The organism is Fundidesulfovibrio butyratiphilus, assembly GCF_054657235.1.
On sequence record NZ_BAAHXA010000001.1, the window covers coordinates 2244465 to 2261267 of the forward strand.

The window sequence follows — 16803 nt, forward strand, 5'->3', positions numbered from 1 at the left end:
GAGAACCCCATGCGGACGCTGTGCCGTTTCGCGTTGATGCTGGCGATTGTGTCGTGCGTTGTGCTCCCCTCTTCAAGCGGCTTTTGCGCCGCGACCGGGGAGGTGGTCTGCCGCGTGGACGCGGGCCGACGCCTCGGCGAGGTGCCGCGCGGGTTGTTCGGCACGAACGTCGAGTGGTTCCACAACGCCAACGGACTCTGGAACCCGGCCGGCGGGCTGAATCTGGGCCTTACCCAACTGGCCAGACAGCAGGGAATCACCGTCGTGCGCTTTCCGGGCGGGATTCTCGCGGACTTCTACCACTGGCGCGACGGCGTGGGACCGCGCTCGCGCCGCCCGGCCCGACCCCACGGCACGGACCAGGGCGTTTCCGCCAATGTCTTCGGCACGCCCGAGCTCATGACCTTCTGCAAAAATATCGGGGCCGAGCCGTTGCTCACCGTCAACGTGGGCTCCGCCACGCCCGAGGAAGCCGCAGCCTGGGTGACCTACTGCAATGTCGCCGAAAACCCCGAACGAGCCCGGGACGGCTTTCCCAAGCCCTTTGGCGTGCGCTACTGGGAAATCGGCAACGAACTCTATCTCGACGGCAGCCCGGTGGAAAAAAGCCTGTCCCTGCGCCCCGAAGCCTATACCCGGCGGTTCCTGGAATACGCGCGGGCCATGCGCGCGGCGGACCCGAACATCACCCTGCTGGCCATCGTGCGCGCAAGCGCTTATTCGGTTCCCTTCGGCCCCTATCCCGCGTGGAACGAGACCCTGTTGAGCGGCGCGGCCCAAGCCATCGACGCCGTGGCCGTGCACGACGCCTACTTTCCCTCCCTGTTGGCCAAGGAAAATCCCAGCCCCCGCGAGGCGTACATGGCCATGTGGGCCGCCCCGGAAGCCGTGGCGCACGATATCGAAGGTCTGGAGGCCCTACTCAAGCGGTATGAAACACAGCGGCGCATCACCATCGCCATAACCGAATGGGGACCGCTGTTCTCCGCCACCGACCCCCTCTGGCTGGACCACGTGAAGACCCAAGGCTCGGCGGTCTATGTGGCCAGGATGCTCCAGGTCATGCTCGAACATCCCCGGGTGACCCTGGCCACCTATTTCAAGTTCGCGGACGCCACGTTCATGGGTTGGGTGACGCCGGGACGCGGCCCCAAGGTTCCCTATCACGCCTTTCGCCTGTTCACGCGACACTTCGGTTCGCGACTGGTGGATGTCTCCGTGTCCGGTTCGCCGCGGTTTTCCGTTCCCCGCACGGGGTACGTCCCCGCCCTGACGGACGTGCCCGAGGTCACGGCCGTGGCCGCGCTCAACGACCAGGGGAACGTCCTGTTCGTCAATCTGGTCAACCGGTCGTGGGACACGGCGCGAACGGTGCGCCTGGACATCGCGGGCTTCGCGCCTCAGCCGGAATATGTTCGCCACGAGCTCGCCGCGGACGACGCCACGGCCCATAACGGCCCGGACTTGCCCGGTTGGTGGCCGCATCCGAAAGTCGAACCCGGCCCGGCCCGGCCCGGAGGACGCGACATCGACATCGTGAGCGTTCAAGGACGCGGCTTGGAGTCGGTGACGCTGCCGCCCCACTCCATTGTCACTCTGGAGTTGCGAAGCGCCTCCGAAGACTCCCGGAGGGACGCTTTACAATGAGATTCTTCTTGGGCTATGGCCAAAGCGTCCATTCGACCCCGGATACGCCGGGCACGCGCCATAAAGCCGCTTCCACTCTCCCCCGACCCACCCCTTGGGGGCCGGGACGGATATCCGACGTCACTGGTGAAGGTGAATCTTGAAAACAAAGGGACTTGGCCGTTTGCTTCGCGCCGCACTGTTTGGCGCACTCTTTGCCGTTTGCGTGGGCTGCTCCACGGTTAGCGGCATCTTCACCCAGGTCTCCACACCGTCGGGAACCACCCGCAAACAGCCCGTGGCCGACGAACTGTTGCCTTCCTACATCACCAACTTCGCGCTGGCCGCCGGCGATGTCATCAAGATTGAAGCGGTGTCTTCCTTGTACAAAGGCGCCGCATACCGACTGGAAGCGAACAACACCGTCCAGATAAGCCTCACCTACGGCAACGCCCCGTACAAAATCATGACCGGCGACGCGTTGCGTGTGGCTTTCGCCCTGGACGCCGCTCCGCCCTTCGACGCCATGGTCCGTCCGGACGGCAAGATCACCCTGCCGGGCATCGGCGAAATCACGGCCGCCGGCTCCACCCCGGAAGCCCTGGCCGGAAAGATCGCCAACGCCTACACCAAGGTGATGACCACCCCCCAGTGCACGGTCACGCTGCAAAGCATGAACACCACTGCGGCCAACGCGATACAGGGCGATTACACCATTTTGCCCGACGGGAACCTGTTTCTGCCCGTGCTCGGCCGGTTCACGGCCGCGGGGCGCACCCCGGGCGAACTGGCGCAAAGCATCGCCGAGGCGACCCTCAAACACTACGGCAACAAATTCGTGGTGTCCGTGGTGCCCAGCCAGGTCACTCCCCGTTGGCAGGCGGCCTTCGAGCGCCAGGTCATGGTCAACACCTCGGGGGACATCGTCCTGCCGGTCCTGGGATCGCAGAAAGTGGCGGGCCTGACGCTGGAAGACGCCCGCGCGGCCATCCGTCGCAGCCTCCAGCAGTTCAGCGTCAACCCGGTCGAGGTCAACCTGACCCTGCTCTCCTCCACGCACCGGACGGTCTTCGTCAGCGGGCAGGTGCGCTCTCCCGGTTCGTTTCCGCTCACGACCGGCCTGACCTCGCTCAAGGCCATCATGGCCGCGGGCGGAGTGACCACCGAAGGCAGCCTGGACGAAGTGGTGATCATCCACCGCGACGCCGTGGGCGACGTCACCATCTACAAGACAAACCTCTCCGAGGTGATCAACAAAAGCGCCGGTCGCCAAGACATCAGCCTCGCCCCGCAGGACATCGTCTTCGTGCCGAAAACCCGCGTGGCCCAGGCCAACCAGTTCATCGACCAGTACGTCACGCGCATGCTCCCCTTCACGCGCAGCATCAGCTACAGCTACAACCGGAACTTCAATCCGGCCAACGAATAGCGTCTCCCGCGCGGAAAACACGGGGCGCACGCCCTCTTTCTCCCAAAGACGGCGCAATCACATCGCGCCGGGCGGGCCCATGTTGCCGGTCAGGCCGTCCCAGAGCGCCCGGACGACCAATCCCAGCCGGTCGCGCTGGCCCTGGCGTATCCGCTTGAGAAGCACCCCCGTAAACGAGGCCGCCACGCAGGGCGCGAACGCCGGAAAGAACCGGCGAACCAGGCGCACCCGGTTGCGCAGGGAAAGATAGTCGATCCGGGCGGGCCGAACCGGCACACCGTCCCCGGCAAAAGACCGGGCGCCGGTGGTGCCGCCTTCCCGGTGGACCACGAAACTGTCCGGGGCCACAGCGAAACAGACGCCCCGGGCGCGCATGCGCAGGCACCAGTCCACATCCTCGTAGTAGAGAAAATACGCCTCGTCGAGCGGGCCGGTTCGCTCCGCCGCCTCGGCCCGGACCAGCAGGGAAGCCCCGCAAAGATAGTCCAGCCGGGCCTCCACCGCGTCGCAGGCGCGCGGCAGGTCGGGCGACGGGACCTTCCCCTCCAAAAACGAACGCGTGGTCCCGGTGATCCTGCTCACCCGGCCGCCTCCGGCGCACTGGATACGTCGAGGCGTTCCCTCGTACAGGAGAATCGACCCGCAGGCCCCGGGCCGATCGGGCCGGTTCATCCGGCGACAGAGGGCGTCCAGGGCTTGCGGGTCGGGAAGGGCGTCGTTGTTGAGCAGCCAGAAAGCCCGAAGGGAGCGGTCCGCCAAAAGCAGACGCAAGGCCGCGTTGTTGCCGGCCGCGAACCCCAGGTTGTCCCGCAGAGCCAGGATCTCGGGCCGGGGCGTCCAGCGTCCCGCCCCGGACTCGCGCGAGAGCAGGGCCGCCGATTCGTCGCGCGAGCCGTTGTCCACCACCACCACGCGCGCCGGCGGGACGTGCAACCGGGAAAGGGCGTCCAGGCAGGCCATCGTCAGCCTCGCCCCCCGGTAGTTCACCAGGATCACGCCCACCGTCGCGGGAAGCAGGTCGCACGGCTCGCCCGCCCCCTCCCCGAGGTGGAGGCGTGGGGACTCGCGGGAGACCGATTCGGGGCCGCGCGGGCGATGCGTGTCGGAGGGGCTGGCCGTCATGGTTTCCTCTACCGGGAAAGGGCGCGCCTCCCGGTTGCGGCGCAGGCCGGGGCCGGGGGGAGGCGGGCCGGTTTTTCGCCGGCGTCTCCCAAGGCCTGTCCCCAGCCCGAGTATGCTTGTGCCGAGATGCACCGGAACGGTCAAAATGTCCAAACCCCGGGGACAAGCCGGCGCGTTGCCGGCGTGGTCCTCGGCGGCGACGCCCGGGCGCCTTGCGAAGGAGATTATCCCGGCATGCAGGCCGACAGCGCGTCTGGAATGCGCCCGATGAGTTCGTCGATGCCGGAACCGGGCGTGACCCGCGCCAGATCGCCCGCCACGCGGTTCACCTTGGCGGCCGTGAAGGCGGCGTCCGTCACCGGTCTGCCCGCCTCCACCAGTCCGGCCGCGATGCCGGTCAGGCTGTCGCCCGTACCGCCTATGGCCTCCATCGCGTCTCGCGACGGCTCGTTCAGGCTGGCGAGGATTCCTTCCGCGGTGGCCACATGGTCCGTGCTTCCCTTGACCATGAGGCAGCGAGCGGCATTCCCGCCCGCGTACGCGCGGCGTATCAGGTCCGGGGCGCGTTGGCCCTCGTGCAGGACGAATCCCCGAGTATAGAACGGATGGGGCGCCAGTTCGTCAGCCAGAAAGGCCAACTCGCCGGCGTCGGGGGTAAAGAGGTCATAGCGCATGGCCTGGCCGCTCATTTTCGCGGCGTACATGAACCCCGCGTCGGCGATGAGCTTTGGCGGACAGCGCATTTCGTCGACGGCGAAAAGAATCCTGTCGTGCCAATCCACGTCCGGCAAGAGGTAGTGAAACACCAGGGTGGTGAAATCGGCGTGCGGCAGGACCTCCACCAGATGGCGGTACAGGTCGCGGCTGCCCTTTCCCGGCCCCACGTCCCCGACCAGGAAGGCGTACGGCTCGGGCAAGGCCAGGCTGGAGCAGGTGGCGCAGGCGGCGGCGACAAGGGCCGGTGTGCCGCGTTTGACATCGAAACGCCGGTCCGCGACATGCAGACACCCGCCCCGCCAGGACGCCTGGCCGGAAAGGACCGGCAAACCCGGATCGGGCACGGTTCCAATTATGGCAAGCAAAGCCGCTTCAGCTCCTCGTACGCCAGGCCAAGCGCGTACCCGCACAGGGTGTGCCCGGTTTCGCGCGGCGAAGCAACCTCCGCCAAATGCCTGCCCACGAGCTGCTCGGCCAAGGCGGGCACGTCCGGGCAGCCGCCGCCCGAAACGTTGACGATGCGCAGGGACCGCTTTTCCACCGTCATCTTCATGTTCGCGGCCCGGACCATCAGGTGCTCTCCGAAGTCCTTGACCTGATACAGCGAGACCGGTTCGAGATGGGGACCGCTCATGGGCACGGCCAGCAGGGGCGTGAGTCCGCATCCCTCCAGCCGGCGCAGGACGTTGGGGGCCTCGACCAACGGATACTCCACGACGAGATCGCAGCCCTGGCGCATGTCCGGGGGCGGAGCCGAAACGCTTACCGCGAATCCGGCGTCCTTCAGGGTCTTTTCCGCACGGATGACCTCGCTGGTGTTCTCGAAAACCAGAAACCCGCGGTCCGTATGCGACTGCCGCTTGGCGGCGGGCTTTTTCCTTCTGAACAGGGAAAAAACCAATCGCTACTCCTTCTTGAGCGTGAGCCGATACTCCCCGTCGCCGGCGCCCTGCACGTCCACGCTCCAGCCCTGACTTTGCGCGGCCCGCGTGACGTTTTCCCTGCAGGCCTGCCCGTCGGCCAGGATCTCCAACTCGCCCGAACCCATGGCCTTGAGTTTGGTCAGCGTCTCCATGACCGGTTGCGGACAGGACAGTCCGCGCACATCCAAAGAATCGCTCATATCGTCACCTCAAGCCTTGTTTCGCATGGTCAGGCCGAAATACAGACAAACAGCCAACCCCACCACCACGCCGGCCATGCCATGCGGGCCGATGCCCGCCGGGGAGCTGGCCAGGCCGAAATTGTGCGCCAACGCGCCGCCAAAGAGCATCCCGAAGACAAAGACCGCCGCGTCGCCGTCCCCTTCCCCGGCCATGAAGAGCTGACGCCCGGGACAGCCTCCGGCCAGGGCGAAGCATAGTCCGGCCAAGAGCATGCCCAGGAAGTTCCACAGCTGCTGGGTATGCGCCACGGGTTGCCCCTCGAAGCCGAGCTTGAACTGGCCCAGCGCGATATTCACCACCAGGGCCGCCGCGAAAAACGCCAAGACCCCCAGAAACAGGTGGGCCTGTCGAAACAAGATGAGGTCGCGAAACGCCCCCATGGTGCAGAACCGGCTGCGCTGGGCCAACACTCCGACCGCAAGGCCGGCCGCCAGCGACACCAAGAGCGGCGCGTGCATCGAACCCGGGCCTTTCACGCTGTAAAAGAGAATGCCGCTCTGTCCCTGTCCCTGGATCTGCGGAAAAAGAAGCAGCAAGGCCAACAGCCCGACCATGCACAGGGGCATGATGAAGCCGACCGAGGAATAGGTTTTCTGACTGCGCCCCAGGTTGTAGCCCTGGCGAAAAAAGAGGGTGCCCAGGCCGATGCCCGTCACGAGGCCCAGAAGTCCCGCGATGGCGTTAAGGTCTCCGCCGGCGAGGCGCAGGACGGTACGCCACGGGCAGCCGAGAAAGACCAGTGCGCCGATCATGGCGAACATGCCCAGCACGAAGCGGACCACCGGCGCGGAACCGGCCCGGGGCCTGAAGTCGCGGGTGGCCAGAGCGGCGGCGAGCGATCCCAGGACGAATCCGATGATTTCCGGGCGCAGGTATTGCACCACGGCGGCTCTGTGCAACCCGATGGCTCCTGCCAGGTCACGCTCGAAACAGGCCACGCAAATGCCCATATTGCCGGGATTGCCGAGTTTTTGCAGGAACGGGGCAATCAGGCCGATGGCCAGGCCGGTGACGATGATGCCGGTCTTGCTGGAAAAAAAGTTTGCCATGAGGTCGCCTTTGTTGAGGTGCTACTGGAGGCCGCCTTTTTTCAAAACCCACGCGCCCTGTCGCCTCCCGGGAGGCCGGCGTTGCAGTCGCCGTTGGCGTTCGTGTCGCGCGGCGGACGAACCGCACCCGGCGAGGGCCTTGAAAAAGCCTACGGACTTTTCTTTTTTCGTAAGAATTCAGTCTATTGGAAACCCTCACGAAACCCAGGGAATCTACATCAACCGCCGGGGCAGGTAAAATCGGAATTCCAAATACGCTTTCGGGGAAGCCATCGGAGGACGACGGACCCGAGCCTAAGCCCCGGGCGCTTGGCCCGTCACGCCCGGCGGCAAAATCCGTGGTTTGGGCTCAAGGCCTTCGGGAGATCATCGGAAGTTCGAGCCGGGAACGGCTGGGGGGAGTCGTTTGGACAGGTCGGGAGAAAAAAACGGTTTCACCAGGCGGCTAGGCTTCAGGATTTCGCCATGCCCGCCAGGCTTCGGGGATCAGCGGGACCACGAACAGGCTCCCGACCACGGCCAACGCGGCCGCCGTATGGAACAGGGTGGGAAAACCGACCTCGGCCGCCAGGAGACTCCCGCCCACCATGGGTCCGAACACATAGCCCGTATCCATCATGAACAGCATCAGGTTCATGGTGACGCCGCGCATGGCCGGAGGCGAATGGCTGAACATAACCGCATTGAGCACCGGCATGATCGCGCCCAGACAGAGGCCGTAGACGATGGCCAGAACCAGCACCTGCCTGGAGCTGGTCGTGGCCGCGAAGCCGGCCATGCAGACCGCCAGACACATGAAGGCCACGGCCAGGACCAATTCCCTGGGCAGCCGGTCGTAGAGCGGCCCGGCCAAGAGGCGCACGGCGATGGACGCGACCGTGGACACGGTAAAGAACAGGCCGGGATTGTTCATCCCCAGGCCAAGGACAAAGGGCTTGAAAAAGAAATAGACCAGGGCGGTGCACAGGAAAAAGGTCAGGTTGCTCAGCAAGACCAACCGGACCGCCGGCAGGGCCAGGGTTTGGCGCACGTCGGCCAGGCTCGGCCGGTCCGCGCCGATTCCGCTCATGGCCCGGCGGCCCAGCCTGCGCCCCAGGGGAATGAACAGGACCAGGGCCGGCAGGACCAGCCACGCGCAGACGGCGTAGGCTCGGCCTTCGTCGCCCACGCGCGTCAACAGCCACTCGGTCAACGGCGGCATGATCGCATAGGGGATGAGGGAGGAGAGGGAAAAATACCCGAAGGCCCGACCGGCCAGCGCTTTGGGGATGATCTGGACAAGCATGACGGTGATGGCGCTGACCAGGAAGACGAAGGAAACGCCGCACACGATCTGCGCCGCCAAAAGAGCGCCAACGCCCTGCGCGAACTGGTAGGAATAAAGGGACAGGCCCATGCCGACCAGGGAGAGCCGGGCCAGCGTGAGGGCGTTTTGCGGGGTGACGAGAAGCGTAAGCACTGGACGCAGACAGAAAGCGGCCAGCGGTTCGGCCCCCAGCAGAAAGCCGCGCCAGGCCGGGTCCACGCCCAGGCGTTCCAGAAAGGTGGCGAAGCCGTACAGCACGGCCACGTTGCAGAAGCCCAGGGTGGCCCCCGAGGTCAAGACGATGAACTCGTAGGAAAAAAGGCGTGCGGGGACGGTCTGGGCCGTGTCGGTCATGGGGGTATCCCTGGGGGTTGGCTGCGTCTGCGTCGACGCAAGGCGTCACGATGGGAAGCGGTCGTCGCCGAGGCTTCGGTGGTCGGGCTTCCAGGCGCGGTTGAAGTCTTCGTGCACCATGTCGCGTATTGCGGCGGCATCGAGGTCAACGCCGTGAATGGCGTTCCAGTCCGGCTTCAGGCCGAGCTTCTGCATGAGCAGGCCGTCCGCGCCGAACCAGGACGGCAGCAACCCGGCAAGAAAATATCCCCTGTCCCGCAGCAACTCCACGGCCGAGGGGGCTGCCGCGTCGCCAAGGTTGAGAAATATCTGGACCACCCCTTGGGGGCCCACCGTGGCCTCGGCGGTGGAAACGGTCTCGGCAAAATCCCTGCCGGCCCGGGTGACGGTCAGGCGCAGCAGGCCGATCTGCTGAAGAAGGAAAGGGTTCGCCTGGGTGTCTCCCGTGAGCCCCGCCCCGGGAGAAGGCACACGGGAGAGCGCCATCTTCGCGTACATGCCCTGGCAAAACGCCTGGTACGGCTTGGGCAAATACACCTCCCGGGAGACGTTCTTGAACGACCTGAACATGGTGAAAAGCGAGACCTTGCGGCCCGCATCGTCCGGCCCGGCGTGGACGGGGGGGGGCATGCATTCCACCTCGAGCCCGGTGAACACCAACCCCCTGGGGAGGGCGATAAGCTGGGAAACCGTATGGTTGCTCACGGCCTCCAGGAAGACCACGGAGATTCCCAGCCGCCTGGGCAAACTGTCCAGGGCCACCTTGCTGAATTCCGTACTGAGGCTTGTTTTCCGATAACTCGAAAGGACCATGAGCTGGCCGGCTTCGTACACCTCGGGATTGGGGGCCTGGCGAAACAGGCCGAACAGGCCGACGACCTCCCCGCGCGCGGTTCGGGCGACCACGGTGTATTGGTTGTCCGCGGCGTTGCGGCGGACGATTTCCTCGGGGTCGTAGACGTATTCCAGCGGATACGTTTCGTCATATGTTTCGTAATACGCCAGGGCGACGCCCAGGGCGTCTTCGGGCCGGAACATGTCGATCACGACCTCCTGGCCTGGCTCGATCGCCCGGTGCGCCTCCCGAAGTCTTTGAATCAGCGTCTCGCGTCCCATCTGCGGCTCCGCGTTTCACGGCGTTCGGGCCGGAAACGACGTCAGGATTGCGGCAGCCGACGCGCCGTCATGCTCCACGGCTCACGTCGTCCACCACCAGTTTCTGGTTGAGGAAATCCACCAGGGCGAACCTCGGGGCAAAGACCGGTTCGCGGTCCGCCAGGCCGGTCCCCCGCAAGAGGTGGACAAGCACTTCGCAGGCCAGAAGGCCGCTCGCCGCCACCGCGCCGATGGCCGTGGTGGGCAGAATGCCGCTCTTGCAGCCCTCGGCGATGCGCTCCATGACCGCATGGTCGAAATACTCGCCAAGAAACGAAGGCAACGGACCGGCGCCGTGGGACTTTTCCTTCACCAGCCGCCAGAATTCTTCCGGCATCATGCCGCCCGGCTCGTGGGCCACCAGAATGGAGCCGAAGCCGATGGCCCCGCAGGTGAACAGGGGCAGACCGAGCTTTTCGAGCAGGGCCGGGGTCATGGCCTTGACATCGTGCCCTTTTTCCACGTCGATAACCCCGATATACGCGTCCGCGCCGGTCAGAAACCGTTCCAGGTTGTCCGCGTCCACCCCTTCCGGGAACAGGTCGAGCTCCACGGCGGGATTGATGGACCGGGCCAACTCCACATACACGTCCAGCTTGGGCCGCCCCATGGTGTGGCCGAAAGCCCCGGCCTGCCGGTTCATGTCCGGCGGATCGAACACGCCGTTTTCCGCCAGACGGAAACGGGTCACTCCACTGCGAACCAGGGTCAGAAACGCCCCGCCGCCCACCCCGCCCAACCCGGACAGGGCCACGAGCTTGCCGCGCAGGACCGCGAACCCTTCTTCCGTGAAGATGGGCCCGGACCGATGGAGAAATCCCTGGACCATGCTCATCTCCCCCGTTCCGCCACGCGGTCGCACAGGGAGTACACGGTTTCGCCGTGGGTTTGGCGGTCGTCGTCGCTTATGCGCAGGTCGCCGAGCAACTCGGCCATGACTTCCGGCTCGCGGTGATAGCCCAGCTCCGCCACTTCCCGCAGGCCATCCTCCCGGGAAAGCAGCCCGAAGTGGACCCCGGCGCTCACCTCCACGATGGATTGCGGAAAGGACGTGGTGCGCATGTTGCGAAAGCGCATGAACTGGCAGTAGTCCTTGACCTTTTCGATGCGGCAACTGGTGTGCAGCAACCCCTTTTGGCCGGGAGGCATTTTCCAGTCCATCTCCCTTTTCACCAGGTCCGCCACCTCGGCCCAGGAACCGTACAGGTCGTTTGTCCTGAGGCGTCGCAGTTGGGGCAGAAATGTGGATTCGTCTTCCCGGGCCTTTTGCAGCATGCGGTCGAAAGGCGCGTAGATCGGACCGAGAAGACTGCGGATGGAGCGCTGATAGTTCATGTACTCCGCGGTCAAGGAATAGGGATTGGACGGCTCGGGGGCGTTGGTCGCCATTTCCAGGAATTGCAGGGTCTGCTCGCGAATGGGCGCGGCCGCGGCCCGGGACGGCGCCTTGCCGGACTGGAGGCCGCGCAGGACATAGCTCATGACCGCCAGTTGCACTTCCTCCACCCCCTGCATGACCACCGGAATGCGCTCCTGCGCGGCCAGGGGAAAAAACAGCACGTGGGCCACCACCGGGCACAGGCACGGCACCCCCACATTGCCGAACTGGGCGCGCATGGCGGATCGACAGTCGTTCCAGGACAGGGTCCGCTCCACCATTTCCACCTGCGGCAACAGCTCAAGAGCGCGACGCAGGTTTCCCCGGCAGGTTTCGTTGGTGTACGGCATGTTCCAGGAGGCGGCGAGCACGCGAAGCCCCAGCTTCCCGGCCAGATACCACAGCAGATAGGTGGAGTCCTTGCCGCCGGTGCACAAGACCATGACATCGAACCGGGACTCCGTGTTTTCGGCGGCAATGGCCAGCAGCTCGGCGTCATCCACTTCGTTGCGCGGCCCGGACGATCCGCCTTCGCTCGCGGCTCGCTCGTAGCATTGACAAAAGGCGCACACGCCGCGCTCGTCGAACTCCAGCCCCGGCAGGAGGTGGTCGTCGGCCACGCACCGGGTGCAGGTTTGCTTGTGTTCGGCCGAGGAGGCCAGGCGCCGCGCCGACGCGTCCACCACGATCTTTTGCCCCACGAGGCGGCGGAAGTCCTCGCTTTCCCGCACGGCCCCGGGCAAATCGTCCAGGGAGGCCGCGCCGGTCAGCCCCGCCAGGGCCTCGGCCAGGAAGGCGGGGATCGGTATGACCGCTTCGAGATGATGCGGGGGATTGCGCAGTCCGTAATAGACCAGGACCTTGCCTTCCGCGTTATCCCGCACGGCCCAACGGGCTTGAAGGACCGGATGCTCGGGCATTTTCATGATGACCTCCGTTGCGTTTCCCTGACCGCGACGCGATGTCCCGCCGCGTCCGGAAACCCGGGCGACGACGAAACCCAACCATTTTCTCCCAAGGAGCCCACCGCGTCAACGATCACGCTTTTTTCGGCGGGCGTGGCCCGGTCAAGGCTTTTCCAGGATCATGCGCAAAGCCTTGGCGAAAGCTTCCATGGCCTGGGCCTTGGCCATGGAGATGCGAATCCAGTTGGGATAGCGAAAGGCGGTCATGGTGCGCACCATCACGCCTTGCTGCATGAGCCGCCTGTAGAGCAGGGTGTCGGAAATGGGCGTGCGCACCATCATGAAATTGCCCGCACCGCTGACGTACTCCAGCCCCAGGGTTTCGAAAAAATCTTGCAAATAGGCCTTGGCCTCGTCCACCATGCGGCGGGTGGACGCAATGTGGCCTTCGTCCTCGACCAGAGCGGCCTTGGCCGCGATCTGGCCGAGAATGTTGACGGAATAGGCGATGTGCGTCCGCCGCACGAGGTCCACCACCTCCGGGGAACCGCACAAATAGCCCACCCGAAATCCCGCCAGGCCGTACATCTTGGAGAAGGTGCGAAAGACTATGACGTTGGCGTGGCGGGCCATGAGCTCAAGCCCGTCCGGGAAATCCGGGTCGTCCAGGTATTCGCGGTACGCTTCGTCGAGCACCACCAGGGCTCGGTCGCCCAGGCCGGACAGAAAACGGTCCAGCGTCGCCCGGTTCCACCACGAACCGGTGGGGTTGTTGGGATTGCACACGAAAACGATCTTGGTCGTGTCCGTCACGGCCGCCAGCATGGCCGCCGGGTCCAGGGCGTGCTGGACGAGCGGGACCAGCAGGGTCTGGACCCCGGAGAATCTGGCCACCCATTCGTACACGGCGAAAGTCTTGTCCGCGGTGACGATGGCGTCGCCCGGGCCGCAAAAGGCGCGGACCACGGAACTGATCACCTCGCATGACCCGTTGCCCACCAGGAACTGCTCCGGCAGTTTGCCGAACTTGGCGGCCAGGGCCTGACGCAGGTCGTAGGCGTCCCCGCTGGGATAGATAGCGGCCCGCTCGGAGGCAAAGGCGGCTATGGCCTCCTGCGCCAGACGGGGCGGGCCCTGGGCGTTTTCGTTGTTATTGAGCCGATACAGGTGCGTTACGCCGAATTGGCGCATGAGGATCGGGTCGGGCCGGCTGGGGACGTAGCTTTCGAAGTCCCGAACATAGCTCGGAACGCGCTCAAGGAGCTTCATCGTGCTGCCAAACGACAACGTCTGCCTGGCCCCCGTGGGGGAGCACGATTTGCGCCGTGAATCCCGCCCGAGTCAAGTCTTCGGCCAGGGCCGCCTCCCAGGGCCGGGACAAATCCATAAAGAACAGAATGTTGTCGATTCCTTTTTCGCGAATCGCCTGCACGTGGGCGGCCAGGTTCTCCGCCATGTCCTCGCCGTCGAGAAACGGTCGCAGTTCCGCCAGGCCCCGACAGCTATCCAGGGTGGCGCCCAGGAGCGATTCGCGCCGAGGCCGGCTGACCGGGTCCTCGACCGGCAGGATGTCCCGAAACAGGGCCAACCGGCCATAGGTCTGGCGCAGGAAGGGTTCGATCCTGGCTGCGCACCACACCGCAAGCCCGGCGTCCTCCCGCAGATGCCGGGAGACCACCGTCTGGCGTTCCCGCCCGGCCGCGGCGTTGCCCCGCAGGAAGCCGAGCGTTTCGAAATATCCCGGCAGCAGGTCGTCGTTGGCTTGGAAATTCAACACGATAAGGAAGCGCTCCCGGGCCACGGCTTCCAGAAAGCCGTCGAGAAGCAGCCTGGAGACTTCGCCGCGCATCGTCTCGGGCGTGAAGACGAAAGGACCGGAAAAATACACGGCCCGGTCGCTTCCGGCAGCCCAGTTGAGAAGCCCCACCGTTTGCCCGGACGAGTCCTGGACCATCACGCAGGAGGCTTCGCTATCGTCCACCAGCTCCGCGAACTTGGCGGGCGTTTGGAAGCTGGCCGGACACCGTTTGGCCGAATAGACGGTCATGGCCATGGCGACGGCCTGGGAAATACGCGTCGTGTCCGGGCGCTGGACCAACCGAAACGGCGGACGAGGGTTTTCGGGAGCCTGTACGGGGGGGAGTTCGGGATAGAGCCTGTCCACTTCGGCCACGATCCGAAAACCGTCATTGCTCAGAGGATCCAGATGAAAGCGGTCCGCGGCTTTGGCGGCCAGCAGCAGCCCCAGGTCGCGGGTTTGCTCGCCGTCCATCCGCACGGGGGGACAGGCCGTGAGGTTGAGTCCGGCCAAGGACAGATTGGTCGTGTTAAACGTGAACACGGCGCGCAGCGAACGCCGTTTGCCGGTCAGGCCGATGCGCAGGGGTTCGTCAGCCTTGATCAGGCCGATGAGACACAGACAAAACTCCTCGACGGTGAGCTGGAACCGAAAACTTTCCCGCTTGCCAATGCCCATACGCTCCGCCAGCGTCTTGGCGGCGTCCACCACCGGGCCGACAAAGCCGACATCCGGCGGGATCTCCATGGAGAGACACAGGGCATCCGGCATAGGGTCTCCTGCTGGAATGCGTTCGACGTCCCGGCGGACTCCATACGCTATCAGCCTGTTGAAAAAATCCTTGCGGGCTTCGTTGCTGCGAAAAACAAGCAAACCCTCAACGGATGCCAACTCCGCTTCGGGCTTGACTTTTTCTCGCGCCTTGCCAGCAAGCTTTTTGAACAGGCTGCAAGAATCGTCATTTTCAACGGGCTGCTATACCAACGTTACGCTATAAACCTGAAAGAAGACTTATAGCGTGTTCACGCATGGACATCCAGGCCTTTCCGCTGGAATGGCTGTGGAGAAGCCCCGTATCGCAAGGATCGCGCGGGAAATTGCTAAAATTTGTACTTGAGGCCCACGGAGAACTTCCAGGCGTCTCCGCTCTCGGCCTGGTTGACCAGGCGCCGCCCCCACACGGAGCGCTCGAAATTGCCGTGCGCCCACCCGGTTTCGACGATGGCCGCCAGATTTTGGAAGATGTTGTACTGGTGGTCGAAGTTGATGCCCACCACGGACTCGTTGACGGTCAGGTCCCGGCCCATCTGAACGAAGGTGATCGGGGCGGGATAGAATCCTGCGGCGGTGATCGCCGCGCCGGAACGGATGGCCCGGGAGGAGTTGGTGCCGCGGGCGTAGGAAACGGTGATGCGGTGGGTAAGGTCGCGAAGAAAGGAAATGTCGTTCAAGGACGCCACCACGCCCCAGGAACCGATGGGATTGACGTTCATGCAATGGCCCCCGCCCACGAAGTCCTGGCTGGAGTCGAAAAGAAAGGAGATGGAAGGCCCCCAATACCCCACCAGGGCCGGCAAGCGCTCGGACCCGTTCCGCAGGGAGTCGTCTTCCCCGGTGGAATACCAGAAACTCAGTTGGGGAGTGAGCATGGCAAAGCCCGTGTATTGCGCGCCCACATCGAAAAACAGGCCCGAACGCCGATTGCGGGCGGCTTCCGCGCCGTTGCCCGAGCCGTACATCACGTCGGCGTAGAAGTGGAACGGATCCAGTGCGGTTATCGCCAACGAGGAGCCCACCCACCAGTACATGTTCTGGGCAAGGCGCAGCCGTGACGTCCGGGAGCCGTTCAGGGCCAGCAGATTGGACGCCAGGGGGGCGTTTTCGTTGTCAACCGCCAGGGTGAAGTTGTTGTCCTTGCCGGCCACCGCGAGCATGCCCCAGGGAGAGACGCGGACCCCTTCCAGGGTGACGGGCAGGGTCAACAGGTAGCCGTCGAGCTGGTCGGCAACCTGTGTGGTTGTGGGATCGAAAAGGGAGTTGCCGTCGATGAGTCGGGTAAAACCGGTGACGACTTTGATTTGATCGTTGACGGGAATGTTCACCAGGGCGGCGGCGGAGCGTGTGCCGCCAAACACCGGATTGGCGTTGAAGAGCGCGCCGCTGGAGATGGGCAGGTCCATGTTCTGAAGCCCGACCGTGAACGTGACGTCGCTGCCTGGCCATTTGAATTGCAGATAGGCCAGGTACACTTCAATGGCCACGGCCGGGTTGTCCACGGTAAAGGTGCCGTTTCCCCAGGCCGTGTTGTCGACGCGCATGCCCAGGCGAAATTTCAGGGATTCATTGGCGATAAAGTCGGAGCGCAGGCGAAAGCGCTGAAAGATCGTGAGGGGATCGTAGGTACGGGTGCCGGTTGCGGTGGAAGAGGTCCAGCCGGTGTAGTTTCGCTGCGACCACCAGTTGGCGTGTATGCGGGCGTCGCCCGTCATTTTGACTTCCGTTTCCGCGAGAGCCAGGCCCGCCCAGCAGCATATGACGACAACGATAAAGGCCAGAATGGTGGAACGCACGCCATTTTCTCCCCGAGTATTCCCCACGCGCCGAAAAGGAAGCCCTCGCCCGTCGAAGACTCCCATTTTGCCAAAAGTGGGACCATTCCCTAAAGGAATACCCAAGCGAGTTCAAGCGGAGCCTGTGAGCCCGTTGGAAGAGGTCGTTTTCGGCTCCTGCCGTTCCCGAATGCCTGCGCCCGTGCGGCCTCCTTCAGGGAGACAGCGTCTGCTCTTTCTTGAGGGACA

14 protein-coding genes are annotated in these 16803 nt (G+C 64.6%); 2 read left to right on the forward strand and 12 right to left on the reverse strand.

Annotated features, from left to right (window positions below; genetic code table 11):
• Positions 1-9: 9 nt before the first annotated feature.
• Together ACYQ01_RS10300 and ACYQ01_RS10305 are read left to right on the forward strand one after the other, a co-directional pair.
• On the forward strand, positions 10-1647 hold the full coding sequence (locus tag ACYQ01_RS10300; protein ID WP_459933757.1) for a hypothetical protein: 1638 nt from the start codon (positions 10-12) through the stop codon (positions 1645-1647).
• Positions 1648-1810: 163 nt separating this feature from the next.
• The gene (locus tag ACYQ01_RS10305; protein ID WP_459933758.1) at positions 1811-3055 is read left to right on the forward strand and encodes a polysaccharide biosynthesis/export family protein; all 1245 of its coding nucleotides are present in this window, start codon (positions 1811-1813) and stop codon (positions 3053-3055) included.
• 57 nt (positions 3056-3112) lie between these two features.
• On the opposite strand, the gene ACYQ01_RS10310 is transcribed toward ACYQ01_RS10305, so the two are convergent.
• From ACYQ01_RS10310 to ACYQ01_RS10365, 12 genes are all read right to left on the reverse strand, one after another.
• Complete coding sequence (locus ACYQ01_RS10310) at positions 3113-4177, reverse strand: glycosyltransferase family 2 protein (protein WP_459933759.1); 1065 nt, start codon at positions 4175-4177, stop codon at positions 3113-3115.
• 224 nt (positions 4178-4401) lie between these two features.
• Positions 4402-5259: an NAD(P)H-hydrate dehydratase gene (locus tag ACYQ01_RS10315; protein ID WP_459933760.1), complete on the reverse strand. Its 858-nt coding sequence runs from the start codon at positions 5257-5259 to the stop codon at positions 4402-4404.
• Positions 5247-5795, reverse strand: coding sequence for a putative Se/S carrier protein (locus ACYQ01_RS10320; protein ID WP_459933761.1), 549 nt, complete (start codon positions 5793-5795; stop codon positions 5247-5249). Before ACYQ01_RS10320 ends, ACYQ01_RS10315 begins: the two co-directional genes overlap by 13 nt.
• A 3-nt stretch (positions 5796-5798) precedes the next feature.
• Positions 5799-6017 carry a sulfurtransferase TusA family protein gene (locus ACYQ01_RS10325; RefSeq protein WP_459933762.1) on the reverse strand — a complete coding sequence of 73 codons (219 nt, stop codon included), beginning with the start codon at positions 6015-6017 and terminating at the stop codon, positions 5799-5801.
• 9 nt (positions 6018-6026) lie between these two features.
• On the reverse strand, positions 6027-7109 hold the full coding sequence (yedE, locus tag ACYQ01_RS10330) for a YedE family putative selenium transporter (RefSeq protein ID WP_459933763.1): 1083 nt from the start codon (positions 7107-7109) through the stop codon (positions 6027-6029).
• A gap of 445 nt (positions 7110-7554) precedes the next feature.
• On the reverse strand, positions 7555-8769 hold the full coding sequence (locus ACYQ01_RS10335) for an MFS transporter (protein ID WP_459933764.1): 1215 nt from the start codon (positions 8767-8769) through the stop codon (positions 7555-7557).
• 45 nt (positions 8770-8814) lie between these two features.
• Positions 8815-9807 carry a GNAT family N-acetyltransferase gene (locus ACYQ01_RS10340; protein WP_459933911.1) on the reverse strand — a complete coding sequence of 331 codons (993 nt, stop codon included), beginning with the start codon at positions 9805-9807 and terminating at the stop codon, positions 8815-8817.
• Between the two features lie 145 nt (positions 9808-9952).
• On the reverse strand, positions 9953-10759 hold the full coding sequence (locus tag ACYQ01_RS10345) for a ThiF family adenylyltransferase (protein WP_459933765.1): 807 nt from the start codon (positions 10757-10759) through the stop codon (positions 9953-9955).
• Positions 10756-12228 (reverse strand): adenine nucleotide alpha hydrolase family protein, encoded by a 1473-nt coding sequence (locus ACYQ01_RS10350; RefSeq protein ID WP_459933766.1) that lies wholly within the window; start codon positions 12226-12228, stop codon positions 10756-10758. Before ACYQ01_RS10350 ends, ACYQ01_RS10345 begins: the two co-directional genes overlap by 4 nt.
• A gap of 141 nt (positions 12229-12369) precedes the next feature.
• A complete protein-coding gene (gene hisC / locus ACYQ01_RS10355; RefSeq protein WP_459933767.1) occupies positions 12370-13476 on the reverse strand; it encodes a histidinol-phosphate transaminase in 1107 nt (368 codons plus the stop codon).
• Entirely contained in the window at positions 13463-14776 is a 1314-nt protein-coding gene (locus ACYQ01_RS10360) for a hypothetical protein (protein WP_459933768.1), read from the reverse strand. Before ACYQ01_RS10360 ends, hisC begins: the two co-directional genes overlap by 14 nt.
• 329 nt (positions 14777-15105) lie before the next feature.
• Entirely contained in the window at positions 15106-16575 is a 1470-nt protein-coding gene (locus ACYQ01_RS10365) for an outer membrane homotrimeric porin (RefSeq protein ID WP_459933769.1), read from the reverse strand.
• Between the last annotated feature and the right edge of the window lie 228 nt (positions 16576-16803).